Origin of the sequence: Pelagibacterium montanilacus, from assembly GCF_003992665.1 — a bacterium.
Classification (GTDB): Bacteria; Pseudomonadota; Alphaproteobacteria; order Rhizobiales; family Devosiaceae; genus Pelagibacterium; species Pelagibacterium montanilacus.
In genome coordinates, this window is the sequence record NZ_RZMX01000055.1 from 136530 (window position 1) to 153991 (window position 17462).

Here is a 17462-nt window from a genome sequence, read left to right on the forward strand (position 1 = left end):
GGATCTACATCGAAGATTTAGAGCTCCTCTTCTGAGTCAATCAGAAGAGGATAAGCTCTAGAGCTTGACCTCGCCGAAGCGCTGCTCGTAGGCCTTGACGGTCTGATTGAGGATCAAAAGCAACCGCTTTGCGGCAAAGGGGCTGAGAACCATGCGGTTGGACAGCTCGACCTCGACCGGCTGGCCACCCTCGACCCCGCGCCAGTTCTGGTGTGTGCCGAACAGGAAGAAGAACTCCTCGCGCGTGGCGGTAACCGTCGCGATATTGGAATACCGGCTCTCGATGTTCTTGTCGTCCCAGTTGATGTTGACCGGAGCCTTGCCGTCGGCATTTGCGTTGGCTCCGGCGAGGGGATCGATGGCGTCGTTGCTCATGAAGTGTCCTTTATACCAATGCCCGGCAAGCCGAGCATCCCGGTGTGTTGCGGTTTGCCGCCCTAGTTGACGGACTGGTTCTGTTGGCTCTGGCCCATCACATCGGGCTGGGGCACCGAGCCGGTTGCACTGCGCTCCTCGTCGAGCAGGTTCAGCAGAACCTCGATATAGCGCTCGACCATTGCGAGGATGTCGCCGGGGATGGCCGACCCGTACCGGTCGAACAGCATCGCTTGGAGAGCCTCGCGAATCGCCTCTTCCAGATCATCCTCGAAAATGGCGCCTTGTCGATACATATCGAAGAGCGCCAGCATCTCGCGGTCGAGCAGCACCGCCCGGATCCAATTGTCGAGGCTCAGCAGAATCATCTCGTCGCCGCGCGCGATGTCGGCCTCGGGATCGAACGCGACGTCGAGCGTGCCCGGAAGCGCCGAAGAGAAGGGCGATGTGGTCATGATCGGGCGCAGCATGTCGGGCACATAATCGGCCGGGCGCATCAGAACGCCCGCCGAAGCCCCGAGCTGGTTGTCCGAGATCAGCTCCTTGGTCTCGATACCGAGATAATTGAAGCGGATGACCTTGCCCTCAAAGATCAGGATCGAGCCCGCGTCGCCCATCAGGAAGTCCTCGACCGTGTCGCCCTCGATGCGGTCGCCCGCTCCGGGCACGCCCAGGTTGAAAAAGCCCGACACCACGATGTCGTTGCCTGCCCCGCCTCGGATCACGTCGTCGCCGCCACTGAACGGGAAGCGGCTCTCGAACAGCTCCCAGCCATCGTGGTCGTTACGGTAGATCGCGGCATCGCCCGCAAGCAGGTCCTGGCCGTCCCCGCCCTCGATATAGTCGTCGCCATCCCCGCCGATGATGATGTCGCGCCCGTCATGGCCGTACAACCTGTCGTCGCCGCGCGCCCAGTTGAGCGTCGATTCCACGGTCACGATGCGGTCGAACGCGCTCATGTTCGGATACAGCGCGGGATCGAGGAGCGCGAAGATCCCCCAGTCGCCGAGAATCATGTCGTTGCCGGCCCCGCCGTGGATCTCGTCGTCCCCGCGCCCGCCAACCCCGATGGAATTGCCCTCGGCGTTTTGGCCGGATGCAAACTCGGGATCATGGCCGAGATAGATGAGGTCGTCGCCGAAGGTGTCGATCCCATCGAGCGTGAGGGTGACGATGTCGAACCGGCCGGACCAGGTCAGGCTCGCATAGTCGCCGATGATCACATTGGCATCGCCGCCGCCCGAAAGCCTGTCGCCCTCCCGGCCGCCGATAACGATGTCGTCGCCATCCCCGCCGGCGATGGTGTCTGCTCCGCCATCCTCGCGCGCCTGGGTCGAAACCGAGCCCGCAACGAAATCGACCATCGCCCAGTCGCCCAGCGCAATGTCGTTGTCCGCACCCGCATCGATGGTGTCGTTGCCGAAGCCGCCCAGGATCACATCGTCGCCCGCATTGGTTTCGATCACATCGTCTCCGCCATGGGCGGTGTTCCGGCCTTCCGCATAGAGGCGCTGGTTGCCGCCATCGGCAAAGGCCAGTTCGACATAGCCATTGTCGCCCAGCACCAGATCATCGCCCGCGCCGGTCGCGATAAGGTCGGCTCCCGCGCCACCGAAGACGATGTTGTCCCCATCGCCCGCTGCAATCAGGTCGTCGCCGAGGCTCGTGACGCTGTCGAGGGTCTGGCCGGACTGCGGATTGGCGAGCGCGTCGTGGTCGGTCGAAAGCTCGACATCCACGCCCGCGGTGCGCACCAGCCGGTAGGTGCCCGTATCACCGAAAATGATGTCGTCCCCATTGCCCGAGGAGATCTGGTCGTCCCCGCCCCCCCCGAAGATGATGTCGTTGCCCCCCCGCGTGATGATCACGTCGGCATCGCCGGCATCGAACGTGGTCGTGATCGTCGCCGGGGCCAGCAGCGCCCCCTCGAGATCACCATAGTCGCCAAAGACGATCACACCCTCGGCCTTGGCGTCCTCAGGCGCATTATAAACATGGCCGGTCGAGATATAGTCCCCATGCTCGGACCTGGAGCCACCGGCCACGATCACCGACCAGTTGATGCCCGAATAGATCGCGTCGGCATCGTCCATCGCGCCCAGAAGCGAGACGAGCGAGGTCACGCCCTCAAAGAGGTTCGTCGAGGTCAGCCTGGCATTGTCACCGATGACGATATTGCGCCCATTGCCCGCCGAAACGAGGTCGGCACCACCGCCGGCCACGATCACGTCCGCAAGCGCGCCGCCGATGATCGCGTCATCGCCCTGGCTCATCTCGTCGATGCCGGTCGAGATCACCGAGAGCGCGGTGGACGCGCCCGAGAACGTTACGTCGGCATAGTCGCCGACCAGCACATTGGTGCCTTTCACGCCCTCGATCTCGTCGCTCCCGCCACCACCGATGATGACGTTGTTGCCCGCCCCGCCGTAAAGGCGGTCGTCACCGTCCTCGCCGAAGACGGCCGAGATCGTGAACCTGCCGACCGGGTTGAAATCCGCCACCTGGCTGACCACCGTATTGTTCGACAGCCTGATCTCCGCATCGCCGCCGACGAGGATGTCATTGCCGGTGCCCGCGAGGATAAGGTCGTCCTCGTCCCCGCCCAGGATCACGTTGCGGGCCCCGCCATTGCCCACGAGGATATCCTCGCCGGCACCGCCCTCGATCCAGTCCCCGCCATCGTCGAGCACAAGTGTGCGCACGAGATCGGCGAAATCGGACCTTTGCGGGCCTGTCATCCAGCCCAGCGCCGCTTCGTACTCGGCAATGGTCGTGCTGGCGTCGAAGCGGCCCCAGCCCATGATGGTGTCGTTCCCGCCGCTGCCCAGAATGACATCTCCGCCCGCGCCGCCTTCTATCCAGTTATCCCCATCGCCCAGCACCGTAACGGCGTCATTGCCGGCCCCGGCAAAGATGATGTTGTTGCCGCCTTCACTGATGATGGTGTCATTGCCCTTGCCGGCAAAGATGATGTCGTTGCCCGTCCCGGTGCGGATGAACGTGTCTCCATCGTCCCCCCGGGTCTGGCTGAGGGCCGTGAAGGTAGGCATCGCCTCGTCGATCTTGGCCTTGACGCGATCCATGTAGTAATCGTCGCCCTGGAACTCGGCCTGTGCCCATTCGGCGATGTCTATGCGTTCGCCCTGGTTGCCCGTGATCTCGAGCGCCGTCGCAACCACGATCATGGAAGCCTCGTACCCCGACATGTCGATGGTGTCGCCACCGCTGCCCAGAATGAGCAGGGACTGGTCCGACGTGCTCGGCGTCCGGCCGCTGACCGCGCCATTGCTGGTCGGCGCCGTGCTCGCGGTCGGCATCGCCGGCGTGCCGCCCGGCGCCGAGGGGATCGCATTGGGCGAAGCACCGCCCATGAACATCCCGAAGCTCATCAGCCCGAAGCTGGCGAAATTGACCGCACTGCCGACCCCGCCATACAGCACCTGGTCGTTGCCCGACCCGGTCGAGATGATGCCCGAGGAATTGCCGACGATGATGGTGTCGTCTCCGTCCCCGGTGAACACCTGGAAGTCGATCTCCGAAGACAGCCGGGAAAGGTCGATGACGTTGTCGCCCTCACCGGCGTAGATCAGCAGCGTGTTCCCCGAGATCGAGCCAACAGCGTTGTCACCGATCATGACGGTCCTGCCGTCGATCGTGATCTCGTCATTGCCGTCGACCACGTCGCCGCCGACCTGCCTGTTGGCCGCCGCGCCCACATTGAGCGTGGTCACGCCGTCGTCGTCGGTCAGGTACACGGGATCGAACGTGGCCCCGAAGCTTTCATAAAAGCTGATGTCGAGGATGTCCCAGCTTCCGCCCACCGAGAAGAAGAACAGGTCGAGCTCGAAATAGACGCTCAGGCCCAGCCCACCCGCGACGCTGCCCTCAAACAGATCGAAGATGCTGTTATCTGCCACCACCCAGATCAGCTCGCTCATACGCAGCTTGCCGTCATCATTGGGGTCATTCATCGAGATCTCGAGCGCGAAATACCCGCTCAACTCCAGCCCGGCCTTGATGACGGCGAGGTTGATGCCCAGCCCGACGCGGAACGACGCGTCGAGCTCGAGCAGCGAGCGGTCTGCATCGAAATACATGCCGTCCAGAATGTCCTCGGCTTCGCCCGAGCCCAGGAACTGCGCGATGCCATAGAGGTCATAGCCGACGGTAAGGCCAGCCCCGGCATGGATGTAAAAGCTCGCCGAGGCCCCGCCCAGCAGCGCGTCGACCACCTCCCCGGGTATGAAGCTGACCGCCGATTTCAGCGCCGCCACCAGATTGATATCGAGCGTGAAGTCCAGCAGCGTGATGTCGATCTCGAACAGCTCGACCGCTTCGAGATTGCCGCTGATCAGATTGAGCACGTTCGAGACGTCGGTCAGCGCGACGAGGTCGAAACTGATGCCGGGCTTTGAATTTGTGATAGCGCCCTCGAGCGTCAGAGAGCTCTCGGCAGAGGCGCTGCCCGAAACCCTGAGATTGCCCATGCCCTTGGGGCTGCTGGTATCCACCACCCCGGTCGAAGTGGCCGGCGACAGCAGCGAGAACGAGCCGAAATAGACCGTCGCATCGTCCCCGAGATCCGTGATGAAATCGATCACACCTGTGATGGTGTCCACCGCCTCGAAGACGAACAGGGCAGCCGGGGCGGTATACTGGGTGATCTGGTAGATCAGATCGTAGATCGAGAACGAACCGATGGCGGTGTCCTTGAGGAACTGCACCATGTCCGCGATCGGGGATACGTACGCGTTGATCTGGTTGAGGACCGGCAGAACGTTGTCCTTGAGGAAGTCGCCCGCATAGATGCCCACGTCCTGGAACTCGAGCGTGATCATCTCGAGCTCGCCGCCGATTTCGTAGCGCGCGTCGAACACGAAGTCCGCCAGGGCACTGGGCAGCGCGGTGATCGGCTGGCCGTCGACCGGATTGACCACCGAAGTGGTCAGGCCCATGTCCACATGCACGGCAAACACGCCTGTGATCGACACCAGCCGTGTCCCTTCACCCTCGCCGGACTTGGACGTCGAGAGTTCGTTGAGCCGGACGATATTCTCGTATCCGTTGCCGCGGCCATAGTCGCTGACAGCTGCGTTGAACCGGTCGAAATCGATCTCGGTCCCGAGGTCGGTAAACAGATCGATCTCGATCGACCCGCTGATTTCCGCGCCATAGCCGGTTTCATGGCCATTGCTATCGAGCGCCTTGCCAGAAAGCGCCATACCCACCAGCCCGAGAGAGGCGGAAGCCACGAAGTCGTCCCCCGTCCTGACCAACGCCTTAATGACGATTTCGGCATTGTCCGTGTCGTTGAGGAAGAAGAACCCCATTTTGTCGAGCCCGAAGGCGATGTTGATATCGGCCAGGACCTCGAACTCCAGGGCGGAGTTTTCGCCCACATCGAGATGGAACCCGGGCACGCCCAGATCGAAGCCCACATCCAGAATCGCCTGGAAGATCGTGAAGTCCGAAAGGAAGAGTTCGGCGACGATCGAGGGGTTGTCCTGATCCTTGGTCAGCACGGCCCGGATCAGGTCGTCTTCCACCCCGAAAAGCGACTTGAGGGCGTCGTTGACCACACCGGTCAGCAGGTCGATCGTGGTGGGCAGTTCCCCATCGGCATCGGGCGTGTTGGCCGCGACCTTGATCGGCTCGAGAATGGCCGAAGCGATGTCGTTGAAGACCGTGAGGCCCTGGGTCATGGCGTCGCCCACGATCGGCAGGTCCATCGCCCGGATCACCGCCCGCAGCGTCTTGTCGATCTGGGCGAGGATCGTCTCCAGCCCGTTGGTCAACAGGATGGGATCGTTCAGGATCGCATAGGGATTGATGTTGGCGAGCAGCTCGCTGAAATCGGGAAGCTTGATCTCGACGTCGAGATCGTCCGAGATCGACCCGTCCCCGGTAAAGAGCGTGACCAGCGCGCCCGAGAGCCCCTCTTCCGTCGTGGCGAACAGATCGCCCGAGATCGAAATGCCCGCATCCTCCACCGAGGACAGCAGCCCCAGCGAATCCTGGAGCGGCAGCACCAGCTCGAGCGCCGCCTTGGCATCGAAGGTGAACAATTGGTCCGGCGCAATCTCCTCGGACCCGGTGAACGCATCGGCGATCGCCCCGATATAGAGCCGGCCGTCGTCTGGGGAGCCGAGATAATCATCCGCCCCATCGTCGAGCCCGAAGCGGACGAACGCATTGTCGCCCTCGCCGTCCCCGATCACCGCGACGCCGTCGACCACATTGACCGAGAGCGGCCCGAAGGCCAGCGACATGTTGAGCCCTTCGGGCACGCCGGCGATGAACTCGAAGCGGATGCCCGTGCCGCCGAGCGTCTTGCCGGCGACCTCGATGTCCTCGGTCACAAGGAACGCCTGAACACCGCTGTCCGGCCCACGCGCGGAAAGATCCGCGCCGCTGATCGCGAGCGTTCCCGGCTCCACGCCATCGAAGCCCAGGGCCCGGGCGATATTGGAGCCGCCCAGATCGAAGACCGATATTTCCGAGGACAGGCCCGTGAGCGCGCCGGCAACCGCAAAACTGATGGGGTCCTTGCCGATGGTTTCGGCAAAATTGGTCGCGCCGAGCACCAGATGCCCGTCATCGTCCAGTTGCGCCACCACCAGCTTGCCCAGCGAGATGTTCACCGGCAGGCCGAGACCCAGATCGGCACGCGACACCATGGATGCAGCAATCGCTTCGTTGATGGCCGCAACGAACTCCTCTGCGGTCCGCCCGTCATCTTCAGCTTCACCGACCGCGATCGCGACCGGATCGGCACCGTTGACGATCAGCGAGAAGCTGTAGCCTGCATCGAGGTCCAGGCCGTCCGCGGTGAGGTCCACGCCCTCGACCACGAGGCTGCCGCCGATCTCGCTCGCCTCGATGGCGCCACCCTCGCCGAACAGCACGGTGCTGTCGGCGTCGTCGAACACCGCGACCCCGGTGTCGACAAAACCGATTGCTGTAATTTCGATGCCATCGAGATTGGATAGATTCGCACCCACCGTCAGGGTCACCGGCTCATCATAACCGTTAACGCCCGTCACGACGATCTCGACGCCTTCGGCCCCCACGGTCGCGCCGATCGCCTCATAGAGCGCGCTGATCGCCTCGCCTACGGTCGTCGCGCCGTCGAGATCGACCTTGATGTCGATATATTCGGGCTCTTCGCCGCCGGTGCGCGCCACCGAGACGAGAACGTCCCTGCCCCCGTGTCCGGAGGAAGAGGTGTTGTAGGTGATCTGGGACACCCCCGCGAGCGCCGACAGCGCGGTGATGGTCGTCACGGCTTCGCTGTTCTCGCCCATCACCCCGGCAAGATCGAGCCCGAAGGTGAGATCGAAGCCGAGATCGGCATCGAGCACGATGCGCCCGTCGCCAGTGACGTTGCCGAGCGAGGACGCCACCGACAGCACATTGGCCACCGCGGAGTCCGAGCCCACCATGTCTTCGAGCAGGCTGGCCAGGTCGAGCGAGAAGTCGTAGGCGGTCTCCCCGCCGAAGAAATCAAGGCCAAGCGAGACGTAAAAGACCTTCTCGACATCGTCCCAGACGAGTTGCAGATCGCCTTCATCCAGGCCAAAGGCCGACGACAGCGACGCAGAGATGTCCTCGAGCCCGGCATTGGGGCTGTCCTTGAACGCCTGGAGTTCGCCCGCCAGATCCTTGGCGAAATCCATGGCATCGAGCACCGAGATGCCCAGGACCGGGATATCGGTGCCCAGAAAGCCCAGGTCCTCGGCGAGCCCGTTCAGGAGCTGATCGACCAGCACGAGGGAGTTGTAGAGCGTGTCGATGAAATCGTCGGTGCCCAGGCCCATGATCAGGCTGACAACCGGGCTCTGGATATCGAGCACCCAATCGGTCGGCGCGAAGATGTCGAACAGGCTCGCCTCGACGCTCTCGATCGCCGTTTCCTCGATGCCGATATTGATCCCCGAGACGCCCACGCGCACATCCTGGAGCAGAATGTTCACGAAAGCGCCGTCCTCGCCGACGGTCCCCACGAGATCGAGCGTGCCCACCATGCTGGTGATGCCATCGAGGCTGCGGGCCTTCTCGAAGAGCTCTTCGAGCCCGATGCGCGTGGAATAGGTGCCCGCGTCCCCGTCCTCGCCGACCAGACCGGCATCGAATCGGGCCCCGACCGCAACCTGGTTGGTGTCATCGCCGCCGATATCCACCTCGACGATGCCGAGCCGCCCGGCGCCCGAAATGTCGTCCGCGACCCCGTCGATCTCAGCTGAAAACGCAACGTTCTCGAGGAAAATGAAGTCGCTCAGCGTCTCCTCGCCCTCTGCCCCGAAGAGCCCGGCAAGGTCCACGCCGAACGAGAACCCGAAGGCGAACTGGGCCGCCAGCGACACCGCGGCCTGGATATCGACTTCCGCGATGGGCCCAAGCGCCGCCGCGATTTGTGTGCTGAATTCGGTGCTGCCCGCAAAACTGAACCCGGGCAGGTCGAGGACGAGGTCCCCGCGCTCGAGATCAAAGGCAAGGCTTGCCCCGGGAACGGCTTCGCCCAGCACCTCGTTGACGAAGCCCTGCAGCGCTTCGATGCTCGTCGCGACCGATGCCTTGGCGCCGGCGACCGAGAACTGGAACGCCACGTCCTCGACTTCTGCACCATCCTTGGAATAGGCCGCTTCGGCGTCTTCCTCGACGACGGTAAACTCCAGCCCGCCCGCCTCGGTTACGATCGCGGACATCGTAATTCCGGCCGCCTCGAACAAATCGTTGAGCTGTCCGGCCAGGTCCTCGGCCGTCCAGGCGCCGTCGCTGGGCGACAGCGTGAAGGTGCGATAGATTGCCGTCTCCGCGCTGTCATCGTCGAAAGTGACCGTGCGCACGATGTCGAGATTGATCTGGTAGAGCGACATCCAGCCATCGCCGGTCAGCGCGTCGAGCGGCGTGCCGGTCAGCGGCTGGTCGAAGCTGGCCGTATCGTTGGCGCTCTCAAGCCCCAGAATCGCGCGTGCGCTCGGCCCGGGTCCCGCATCGGCGATGGTGAACCCGTCGACCATATTGCTGCGCAGCTCGATGTCACCGCGCACCGCGCTGACCTGGAAGATGTCCGCGAGGGTCACGTCCCCGTCATGGTTGGGGATGGTGATGTCCTCGACGATCACACCGGCCAGCGCATCCTTCAGCGCTGCAGCCAGCGCGTCCATCGAAGCGAACCCGCCCTCTGGAACGTCGAGTGAAACCTCGTAAGCCCTGCTCTCGTCATCGATCGTGATGTCCAGATCGAAGGCGATCGTGGCGTTCTCCTGATCGGGGAGGACCGTGCCCGTCTCGGAGTCGGTCGCAAGCGCCTCGATGACGATGGCGCCGCCGGACGACGTGTCATTGCCCGCAGCGAGCCCGAGAATGGAAAGATCCACATTCATCGGCCGCAGCAGGGCGGTCGAAAGCTCCTGATAGAGCGTGTTGAGACTGGTGAGATCGAAATCCTCGAGGAAGGGAAGCTCGATGTCGAACAGGCTGGAATTGAAGATGATGTCGAGCCGCGACACGGCATCGGAAAGCGCGTTGATGAAATCGGCGCCCTCAAGGTCCATCAGCCCGAGCACCATGTCCGTCAGCGCTTCCAGCCGTGCCTCGTCGCCGTCCTCGGAAACCCCGATCTCGACGCCATCCTGGTCGAAGGCCTTGGCCTGTGCGCTCACGGCCAGAACCGGAGCGGAGACGGCGCCGGCCAGCGCCAGCGTGCCCTCGACCCCGAGGCTGTGGGGAACGTCCTCGTCGATCCCCTCGAGGATATCGCCCAGGCCCCAATCGATGGTCGCGGTGAAATCGATGGCCGCCAGCGTATACTCGGCGTCGGGATTGAACGTCTCGCTTTCGCTTGCGCCCGCCTGGGTAATCGAGACCACGAGCAGTTCATCGAGCGCAGCTTCGGTGCTCACGACGAAGTCCGAGGTCGAGAAAGAGAACGAAATGCTTTCGTTCTCGGCAAAGCCCAGCTCGAACAGCGCCAGTTCGATCGCCGTCACCTCGGCGCTGAACAACCCGGCGGTGATGCCGAGCCCCTCGATAAAGCTCTCGTCCAGCGCGCCCCCCAGGCGCAGCCCGTCGACAGGGTTCTCCCCGTCATCTGTCGTGGCGAAGAAATCCCCGAAGCTCAGCGTGGTGGTGTAGCCATCCCCCAGCGATCCAGCACTCTCAGCCGAAATCGTGAACCCGAAGCTCATATCCGCGAGACCATCGAGCATGAGGTCCCAGCCATCGACCGTCTCGCCGGTCAGCCCCATGCTGGCAAAGATCGCCTCCAGATCGGGAAGCATCTGGCCAAAGGCGATCTCGACATCGACCTCGGAGGTGTCGGCGCCCTGCGTGAAAATCACCTTGTCCGAGATGTTCTCGAGCGTCAGCACAGCATTGAAATTGGGAACGCTCGAAGACAGCCCGGTGCCGATGGCCTCGAACATGGCGGTCTTCAGACTCGCCGCGTAGCTGCTGATCTCGGAATCGGAAAGGTAATCGGGCTCGTTTCCGGCCTCGCCGGAGGGCAGCTCGTCGTCCGCCCCGGGCAGGCCGAACGAGATCGCCATCTCTTCCGACATTTCCAGCACCGAGCGGAACAGGGTGTCCGCCTGGAAGATCGAGCTGGCATCGAGCCCGGCCAGCGCCTCATTGGCGGCGCTGTAGATAGCAGTGCGCTCGTCCTCGGACAGTCCTGAGAAATTGGTTTGCGTCAGATCTTGGAACTCGTCCTGGAGTTGCCCAACCACCAGATTGAGCACGCCCTCGATATCATCTTCGATCCCGCCCGTAATGCTGTCGGCCAGGGCATCGCCCAGCAGCCGCAGCGAGGCGAAGGCCTCGTCCAGGCTCGAGCCGTCGTCCAGCAGATAGGAGTTGTCGTTTTCGCCCGCGAACAGATCGGCGGCGCTGCCCATGGCGTCGGCGAGCTGGCTGGCCAGCGCGTCGGAAAACGCGCCCATTTGCTCGGTGAGCTGGTTGGCCAGCGTGAGCATGTCGACGATGGTGTCGGCCGGGTCCTGATCTCCGAAAAACTCGACCAGCCCCAGATCGAGCGTCGCGTCCATCATGATGCGCGGCTCGAGCGGCATGATGGCGATATCGGGCGCGGGCGCTGCGGTCGCCGTCAGCGCGTCCTCATTGGCCGGAACCCGAGCCCCCCCAAAGCCATCATCCGCCTCGGTCCGCCCGTAGCCCTCGAACTCCCCAACCAGCGCGCGCACCATGATCTTACGTCCTGTCTATCGGTCGAGTATGCGGAATTCCGGTTGCCGCGGAATCGCCAGGGATCCCGCACGCATCGCCCGGCGCCCGTCCGCCATTGAAAAAACTGCTCTGACGGCCGTGAAAATCATCTTAACCTTCACGCCCGGAATTGACTGGTTCTGCCAGCGTGCAGGGCTGGCCGGGAAGAACGGCGCCGTCCCCATTGTCCAGCTCGAGCTGCACCCCGATCACCCCGGTGCCCGCATCCGACACCGCATTGACCGCGCGCACCCGCGCGTCGATCTGCGCCGGCTCGGGCAGGTTGACCGCCACCGGTATCGTCTCGCCTTCCTGCCAGGCCGCAAAGCTGCGCGCCTGGGCAAACACCTCCACGCGCAGCCGGTCGATCACCGCCAGCTGCAACAGGACCGCCCCGGCCGTGGTCTCGCCCACAGAAACCCCGCGCTGGAGCACGACCGCATCGGCGGGCGCATAGACCCGCGTGAGCTCGAGCGAGGCCTGGGCCCGCTCGACCTCGATCCGGGCCAGCTCCCCTGCCTCGCGCGCCGCATCCAGCTCGACCTGCGCCAGGTCCCGCGTCCCCCGGATCCGGTCCCACTCGTCTCCGGTCACCTGCTGGCGTTCGAAAAGCGGCAGGTTCCGGTCATAGGAACTCTGGGCGATGTCGAGCCGGATTTCGGCCAGATCCACCTGGCTGGTGTCCGCCGCCCGCGCCTCGGCCAGCGCGAGGTTGGCAAGCTGGAGCCGGTCGGCCAGGCGCACCAGAAGCTCCCCCTCGCGCACCTCGTCGCCGCGCTCCACAGCCATCTCTGCCACGATGCCGTCACCGGGCGCGGCCAGGTCCACCACGTCCCAGGGCAGAACGAGGCAGGAAACCACGTCCGCGGGAACCGGGGACTGGGCCAGCGCGCCGGCTGCACTGCCGGCACCAAGGGCGGCGGCGCAAAGGGAAACCATGGCGCGGTGTCCCCTAGCTCCGCGCATCGAAGATCGCGATATCGGCTTCGCTGATGGCGCCCACCAGGTACTTGATCGTGATCCATTCGCGCAGAAGCTGGAACTCGGCCTGCGCAAGCTGGCGGCGATAGCTGGCCTGATCGAGCTTGGCCTCGAGGTCTTCGCCCTGGATGGCCCCGCCCGCATCGATCCGCTGGCCAACGAGCGAAATCAGGCCCGAGCCCGCCCCGACCGCGGCACGGTCATGGGTGATGCGCTGCTGGGCCAGCATGTAATTGCCCAAGGCCAGCGCGATCGAGGATTCGGTCTCGCGGCGCACCATGGCCAGCTCGGCCGAAATCTGCTGGTTGCGCGCCCGCGCGGTCGTCACCTGATAGCCATTGCCGCGCGCGTTGAAGATCGGCACCGAAAGCTCCACCCCCAGCACGCCCTGCACGGTGATCGCGCCGCCGCCGAACTGGCTGCCGCCGCGATCCTCGTACTCGTAGGACCCGAACGCATCGAGCGTCGGCCCGAAATCGGACGCCGCCGCACGGCGCACTTCGTCGTCGAACACTTCGAGCTCGTAGCGCTTGGCTGCGTAGCGGGCATTGTTGCGCAGGGCGAGATTGGTCAGCGTGGAAGCGTCCGGGCTCGGCAGCGCCAGGGCCGCCAGATCCACATGCCCCTTGACCCCGCCCACGGTTTCCCCCGTCAGCTCCCGGATGCGCGAGAGCGCCACTTCCCGGCGGGTTTCCTGCAAGGTGAGCTGGGAGCGCGCATTGGCAAGCTCCTGCTCGTAGCGCTTTACCGCCTCGGGGCTTCCCGATCCCGCCGCGCTGCGCTGGCGCTCGCCGGCAACGTGATTGGACAACAGCCGCACGCGATCGCGATATTCCACGAGCACCGCATCGGCCTCGGCCACGTCCACATAGGCAAGGACCAGGTCACGCACATAGGTCTGGGCGGTGTCGATATATTCGACATAGCTCTTGCGCCGGGCGGCCGCGGTCTTGCGGGCGTTGAACACCGATTCGATGTTCACGATCGGCATGCGCATTTCCAGCGCCACGTTCGAGGTCTCGTAATAGGCCTCGCCCTGCTGGAAAACCTGGTTGTCGGAATCGATGATGTCCTGATAGGTCCCCGTCATCGAGGCCCGGCCGGTCACCGACGGAAAAAACCGCAGCGCGGCGTTGGCAAGCTCGGCATCGGCCGCCTGAACCTGCGCGGAGGCCGCGGCAATCCTGTGATTGCTGGAGAGGCCCGTGCGGTACAATTCGCCGATCCCGATCACCGGACGATCGTCGAGCACCTGACCGGGCGATGCATAGGACGATACCGTACCCGAAGCATTCATTTCGGCCAGTTGCTTGTCGACATCGCTCGACCAGCTGTTGAGATCTGCGCTCGCCTGGGTGGATACCCCTTGCGAACTTTCGAGCGTGGCACAGCCGGCTACGCTCGCGAGAAGAAGCGCCATTGTGGCGGCGGCGGATGCTTTGCGCATATTGTGGCCCGACCGAATCATGTGTTGTGTGTTGCGACTCCCAGCGGTACCGCCATACTTGTTAACGAAACCTTGCCCGACAACACTCCAAGCTCGTTCGACAAACTTGTCGATTCATTGGTGACATTTGGGCAACACCTGGTGGAATTAAGGCCAGGCCGGATAAATCGCGGGGAACCCGCCAGATTTCCCTCTCCACCCCGCCCCTCAAAAGCCATGGTCTTGCCACCTTTTCCACATCCCCGGCGGTCCCACAGGTTACGGCCCTGCAGTCAATCTCAAGACGCCGCTTAAGGGGGCGCTTACGTTTATTTGCGAGGGTGTGCCTTGGTCTGACGCGACTTGCATTGATTTGGCGCGCCGGGAGCGCATCGGGGACGCAGATGGACACTTTGAAACTGGCGCGCCGCGCAACGAAATCGGCCATGCGCATGCTCGGCACGGCCCGCCGTTTTGGCAGGGACGAGGCGGGCAATTTCGTGATCATCGGCGCACTGTTGCTGCCGGTGCTTCTGGGCAGCGGAGCGCTGGCCATCGAATATGGCTATGGGCTGGTCACCCGGTCCCAGAACCAGCGCGTCGCCGACATCGCCGCCTTTGCCGGCGCGATCCAGTATTCCGCGACAAGCTCCGAGGCCGAACTCGACGCCACGGTGAGGCGGATCGCGCTCCAGAACGGGCTCCCCGCCGATGCCGTAACCGCTGAGATCGTCGCCTCGCCCCGCGGCACCGGGGACGCGGTGCGGGTCAATATCGCCACCCGGCAAGGCATCATCCTGGGCCGCGCCCTGGGCGCCAATCCCATGCTGACCGTCGCCGCCGATTCCTTTGCCGCCATCGGCACCACGGGCTCGGCCGGCACGCCCGGCTGCATCGTCGCGCTCGACCCCGCCCAGACCGGGGTCACCCTCTCGGGCGGCACGAGCGTGAGCGCGGTCAACTGCTCGGTCTCCTCCAACAGCACGCTCCGGGTGCCCTGCGGCACCTCGATCACCGCCGTGGAAGTCAACTACGATACGACCGCCCCCACCAACCCATGCGGCGGCATCCGCTCGCCAGATGGCAGCGCCGGGACCATCAACAAGGCGCCCACGCCCGATCCGCTGGCGGGCGATGCCACGGTCGCAGCGCTCAGCGGTCGCCTTGCGGCTGTCGCGTCCATGCCGGCCATCACCATCCCCGCGGTCCCCAACGGCCCTGAGCTGCGCTTCAGCTGGGGCCAGGATGCCAACCTCACCACGCGCCTTGCTTCGGCGGGCTGCTCGCTGGCCGGGTCGGCTCCCAGCTACACCGTCACCTGTCCGGCCGGCCAGGCCGAGCACAATTTCGGCCCCCTGATCGTGGACGCCAACATCACGGTGCAGTTCAACACCGGCAGCGCGGCCACCAAGCGCTACACCTTCAATGGCGGCATCACGGTGTCGGGCAGCGCGCAGATCACCTTCGGGGACGGGCACTATACGATCGCGCGCGGCATCAACACGTCGGGCGGCACCCGCACCCGCTTTGGCAAGGGCACTTATGTCGTGGGCCCCAACGACACGGGGTGCAACTGGGGCAATCAGGGCCGGCACAGCATATGCGCCAGCTCGGAGCTGACCTTCGACGGACCGAGCAACTTCATCCTGAGCGCCGGGTTTCATTCCGCCACCCAGCTCCAGCTCGGCGCCGGCACCACCAACACCTTCCAGCTCGGCGCGCCCGACAACGGCAATGCCATCGTGCTCGGGGGCGGGTCGCGCACCACCATGGGCGATGCGCTTGCCGGCGAGAACGCCTTCACCATCCGCGGGCACGTCAATGGCGGCGGCGGAGGCTCGTGCTTCATCGTCAGCGCTTCAGCCAATCACGACATAGCCGGCAGCTTCCTGGCTTCGGGCGCCGTCATTCTGGGCGCGGGCGTCTACACCGTGGACGGATCGTTCCTCCTGGGCGCCTCGGGCGGCGGCTCGGCCAGTTGCGGCGGCTCGACGGTCAGCGTGCACGCCGAGGATGTGACCGTGGTGCTTTCGGGCCTTTCGGGCACGACCAGCGGCTCGTGCGCGTCCACGTCCTTCTGCATCGCGGCGGGCTATTCCAACGTCTTGTTCAAGGCCCCCACCTCCGGCCCGCTGATGGGCCTCGCGGTCATCGGCCCCCAGAATGGACGCACCCAGGGCGCCAGCCTCGTCCAGGGCGCCAGCGGCGCGCGCATCTCGGGCGCCTTCTACTTCCCCACCAGCCCGATCGCCATGGGCGGCGGCGCGGGCCTGTCTGGTGCGGGCGACGAATGCCTGCAACTGATCGGTTCGCGCATCGACCTCTCGGGCGGCGCGTCGGCGGCCTCGGACTGCCTGACCGCGCGCGGCGGCGGCGGGGGAGGCGGCGGCGACAGCAGGATCGTCCTCGTCCAATGATCGGGACGCGCGCCGATCTGCTCAAGCGCGAGGAGGGCGTCTCGGCGGTCGAGTTCGCACTCATCGCCCCGGTCATGCTCGCCCTTCTGGCGGCGATCGTCGATTTCGGCACGCTGGTCTACACCCGCGCCCAGCTCGAAACCGCTGTCTCGGGCGCCACCTCCTATGTGCTGGCCAGCAGTCAGGACATGGAGCCGGGCACGGCCCTGGGGGTTGGGGAGACGGCCCTGCGCATGATCGTCTCGGGTGCCGGGGACCGCACCACCGGCACCGCGACCTTCAACAACGGCTCGTCGGTCACCTATGCGGACGGCTCGTACCAGCCGGCGGGCGGGCCGCTCACCCAATGCCACTGCCCGACAACCAATGCCGGCACCCTTTCCTGGGGCGCCGCCGTCACATGCGGTTCGGTCTGTGCCGATGGCGGACGGGCGGGGCAGTTCGTCCAGCTCTCCGCGGCCCTGCCCTATTCGCCGCTGTTTCTGGGCTATGGTCTGGTGGAGGAAGGGGCTATGACCGTCAGCACCGTGGTGACGCTCCAGTGATGGTCCGCCTCAACGCGCTTGCCCGCGACACGAGGGGCGCCGCAGCCGTGGAGTTCGCTCTGCTGATCGCCCCGTTCCTGCTCATCGTCTTTGGCACCATCGAGGTCGCGCGCGCTTACTGGACGCGCGAAGCCCTCCATGACGTGGCCACCGCGACCGCGCGCTGCATAGGGGTCGGCCAGCTCGAATGCGGCGCCGAAGGATTTTCCCTCGCCGACTCTCGCAGCTTCGCCATCGCCACCGCTGCGGGCCGTGCGGTATCGCTCGACACCGATACCATGCGGCTCGAGACCGGCGTGGAATGCGACGGCCTGCCCAACGCCGTCGCCGTCGAACTCCAGGCCAGCTTCGCCTCGGTCTTCCCCCTCGACATGGCCATCGACTTCACCGCCAACGCCTGCTTTGTCGACTGGTCAACCGTCTGACCCCCTCCCAACGCGCGCACGCGCATCGCCGAATGGTCAGATCAAGCACCTGCAATATATAGGAAAT

The 17462-nt window shown here is 64.7% G+C and carries 7 protein-coding genes; 3 read left to right on the top strand and 4 right to left on the bottom strand.

Annotated features, from left to right (window positions below):
- Nucleotides 1–57 precede the first annotated feature (57 nt).
- From EO136_RS15900 to EO136_RS15915, 4 genes are all read right to left on the bottom strand, one after another.
- Nucleotides 58–375, bottom strand: a complete 318-nt coding sequence (locus EO136_RS15900; protein ID WP_127145373.1) for a DUF3467 domain-containing protein — start codon at nucleotides 373–375, stop codon at nucleotides 58–60.
- A 62-nt stretch (nucleotides 376–437) separates the two neighbouring features.
- The gene (locus tag EO136_RS15905; protein ID WP_127145374.1) at nucleotides 438–11582 is read right to left on the bottom strand and encodes a calcium-binding protein; all 11145 of its coding nucleotides are present in this window, start codon (nucleotides 11580–11582) and stop codon (nucleotides 438–440) included.
- A 130-nt stretch (nucleotides 11583–11712) separates the two neighbouring features.
- Nucleotides 11713–12540, bottom strand: coding sequence for an efflux RND transporter periplasmic adaptor subunit (locus tag EO136_RS15910; RefSeq protein WP_164730640.1), 828 nt, complete (start codon nucleotides 12538–12540; stop codon nucleotides 11713–11715).
- Nucleotides 12541–12553: 13 nt separating this feature from the next.
- Nucleotides 12554–14029, bottom strand: coding sequence for a TolC family protein (locus tag EO136_RS15915; protein ID WP_164730641.1), 1476 nt, complete (start codon nucleotides 14027–14029; stop codon nucleotides 12554–12556).
- A gap of 383 nt (nucleotides 14030–14412) precedes the next feature.
- Here EO136_RS15915 and EO136_RS15920 point away from each other — a divergent pair, with 383 nt between their 5' ends.
- The 3 genes from EO136_RS15920 to EO136_RS15930 are packed head-to-tail and all read left to right on the top strand — an operon-like array spanning nucleotide 14413 to nucleotide 17395.
- Nucleotides 14413–16425: a TadE/TadG family type IV pilus assembly protein gene (locus EO136_RS15920; RefSeq protein ID WP_246018414.1), complete on the top strand. Its 2013-nt coding sequence runs from the start codon at nucleotides 14413–14415 to the stop codon at nucleotides 16423–16425.
- Nucleotides 16422–16970, top strand: a complete 549-nt coding sequence (locus EO136_RS15925; RefSeq protein WP_164730642.1) for a TadE/TadG family type IV pilus assembly protein — start codon at nucleotides 16422–16424, stop codon at nucleotides 16968–16970. The genes EO136_RS15920 and EO136_RS15925 overlap by 4 nt, the downstream gene beginning before the upstream one ends.
- A complete protein-coding gene (locus EO136_RS15930) occupies nucleotides 16970–17395 on the top strand; it encodes a TadE/TadG family type IV pilus assembly protein (protein WP_164730643.1) in 426 nt (141 codons plus the stop codon). The genes EO136_RS15925 and EO136_RS15930 overlap by 1 nt, the downstream gene beginning before the upstream one ends.
- Nucleotides 17396–17462: the final 67 nt, after the last annotated feature.

Coding starts and splice junctions, on each gene's coding strand:
- EO136_RS15920 (WP_246018414.1), top strand. CDS start 14,413: ATGGACACTTTGAAACTGGCGCGCCGCGCAACGAAATCGGCCATGCGC.
- EO136_RS15925 (WP_164730642.1), top strand. CDS start 16,422: ATGATCGGGACGCGCGCCGATCTGCTCAAGCGCGAGGAGGGCGTCTCG.
- EO136_RS15900 (WP_127145373.1), bottom strand. CDS start 375: ATGAGCAACGACGCCATCGATCCCCTCGCCGGAGCCAACGCAAATGCC.
- EO136_RS15905 (WP_127145374.1), bottom strand. CDS start 11,582: ATGGTGCGCGCGCTGGTTGGGGAGTTCGAGGGCTACGGGCGGACCGAG.
- EO136_RS15915 (WP_164730641.1), bottom strand. CDS start 14,029: ATGCGCAAAGCATCCGCCGCCGCCACAATGGCGCTTCTTCTCGCGAGC.
- EO136_RS15930 (WP_164730643.1), top strand. CDS start 16,970: ATGGTCCGCCTCAACGCGCTTGCCCGCGACACGAGGGGCGCCGCAGCC.
- EO136_RS15910 (WP_164730640.1), bottom strand. CDS start 12,540: ATGGTTTCCCTTTGCGCCGCCGCCCTTGGTGCCGGCAGTGCAGCCGGC.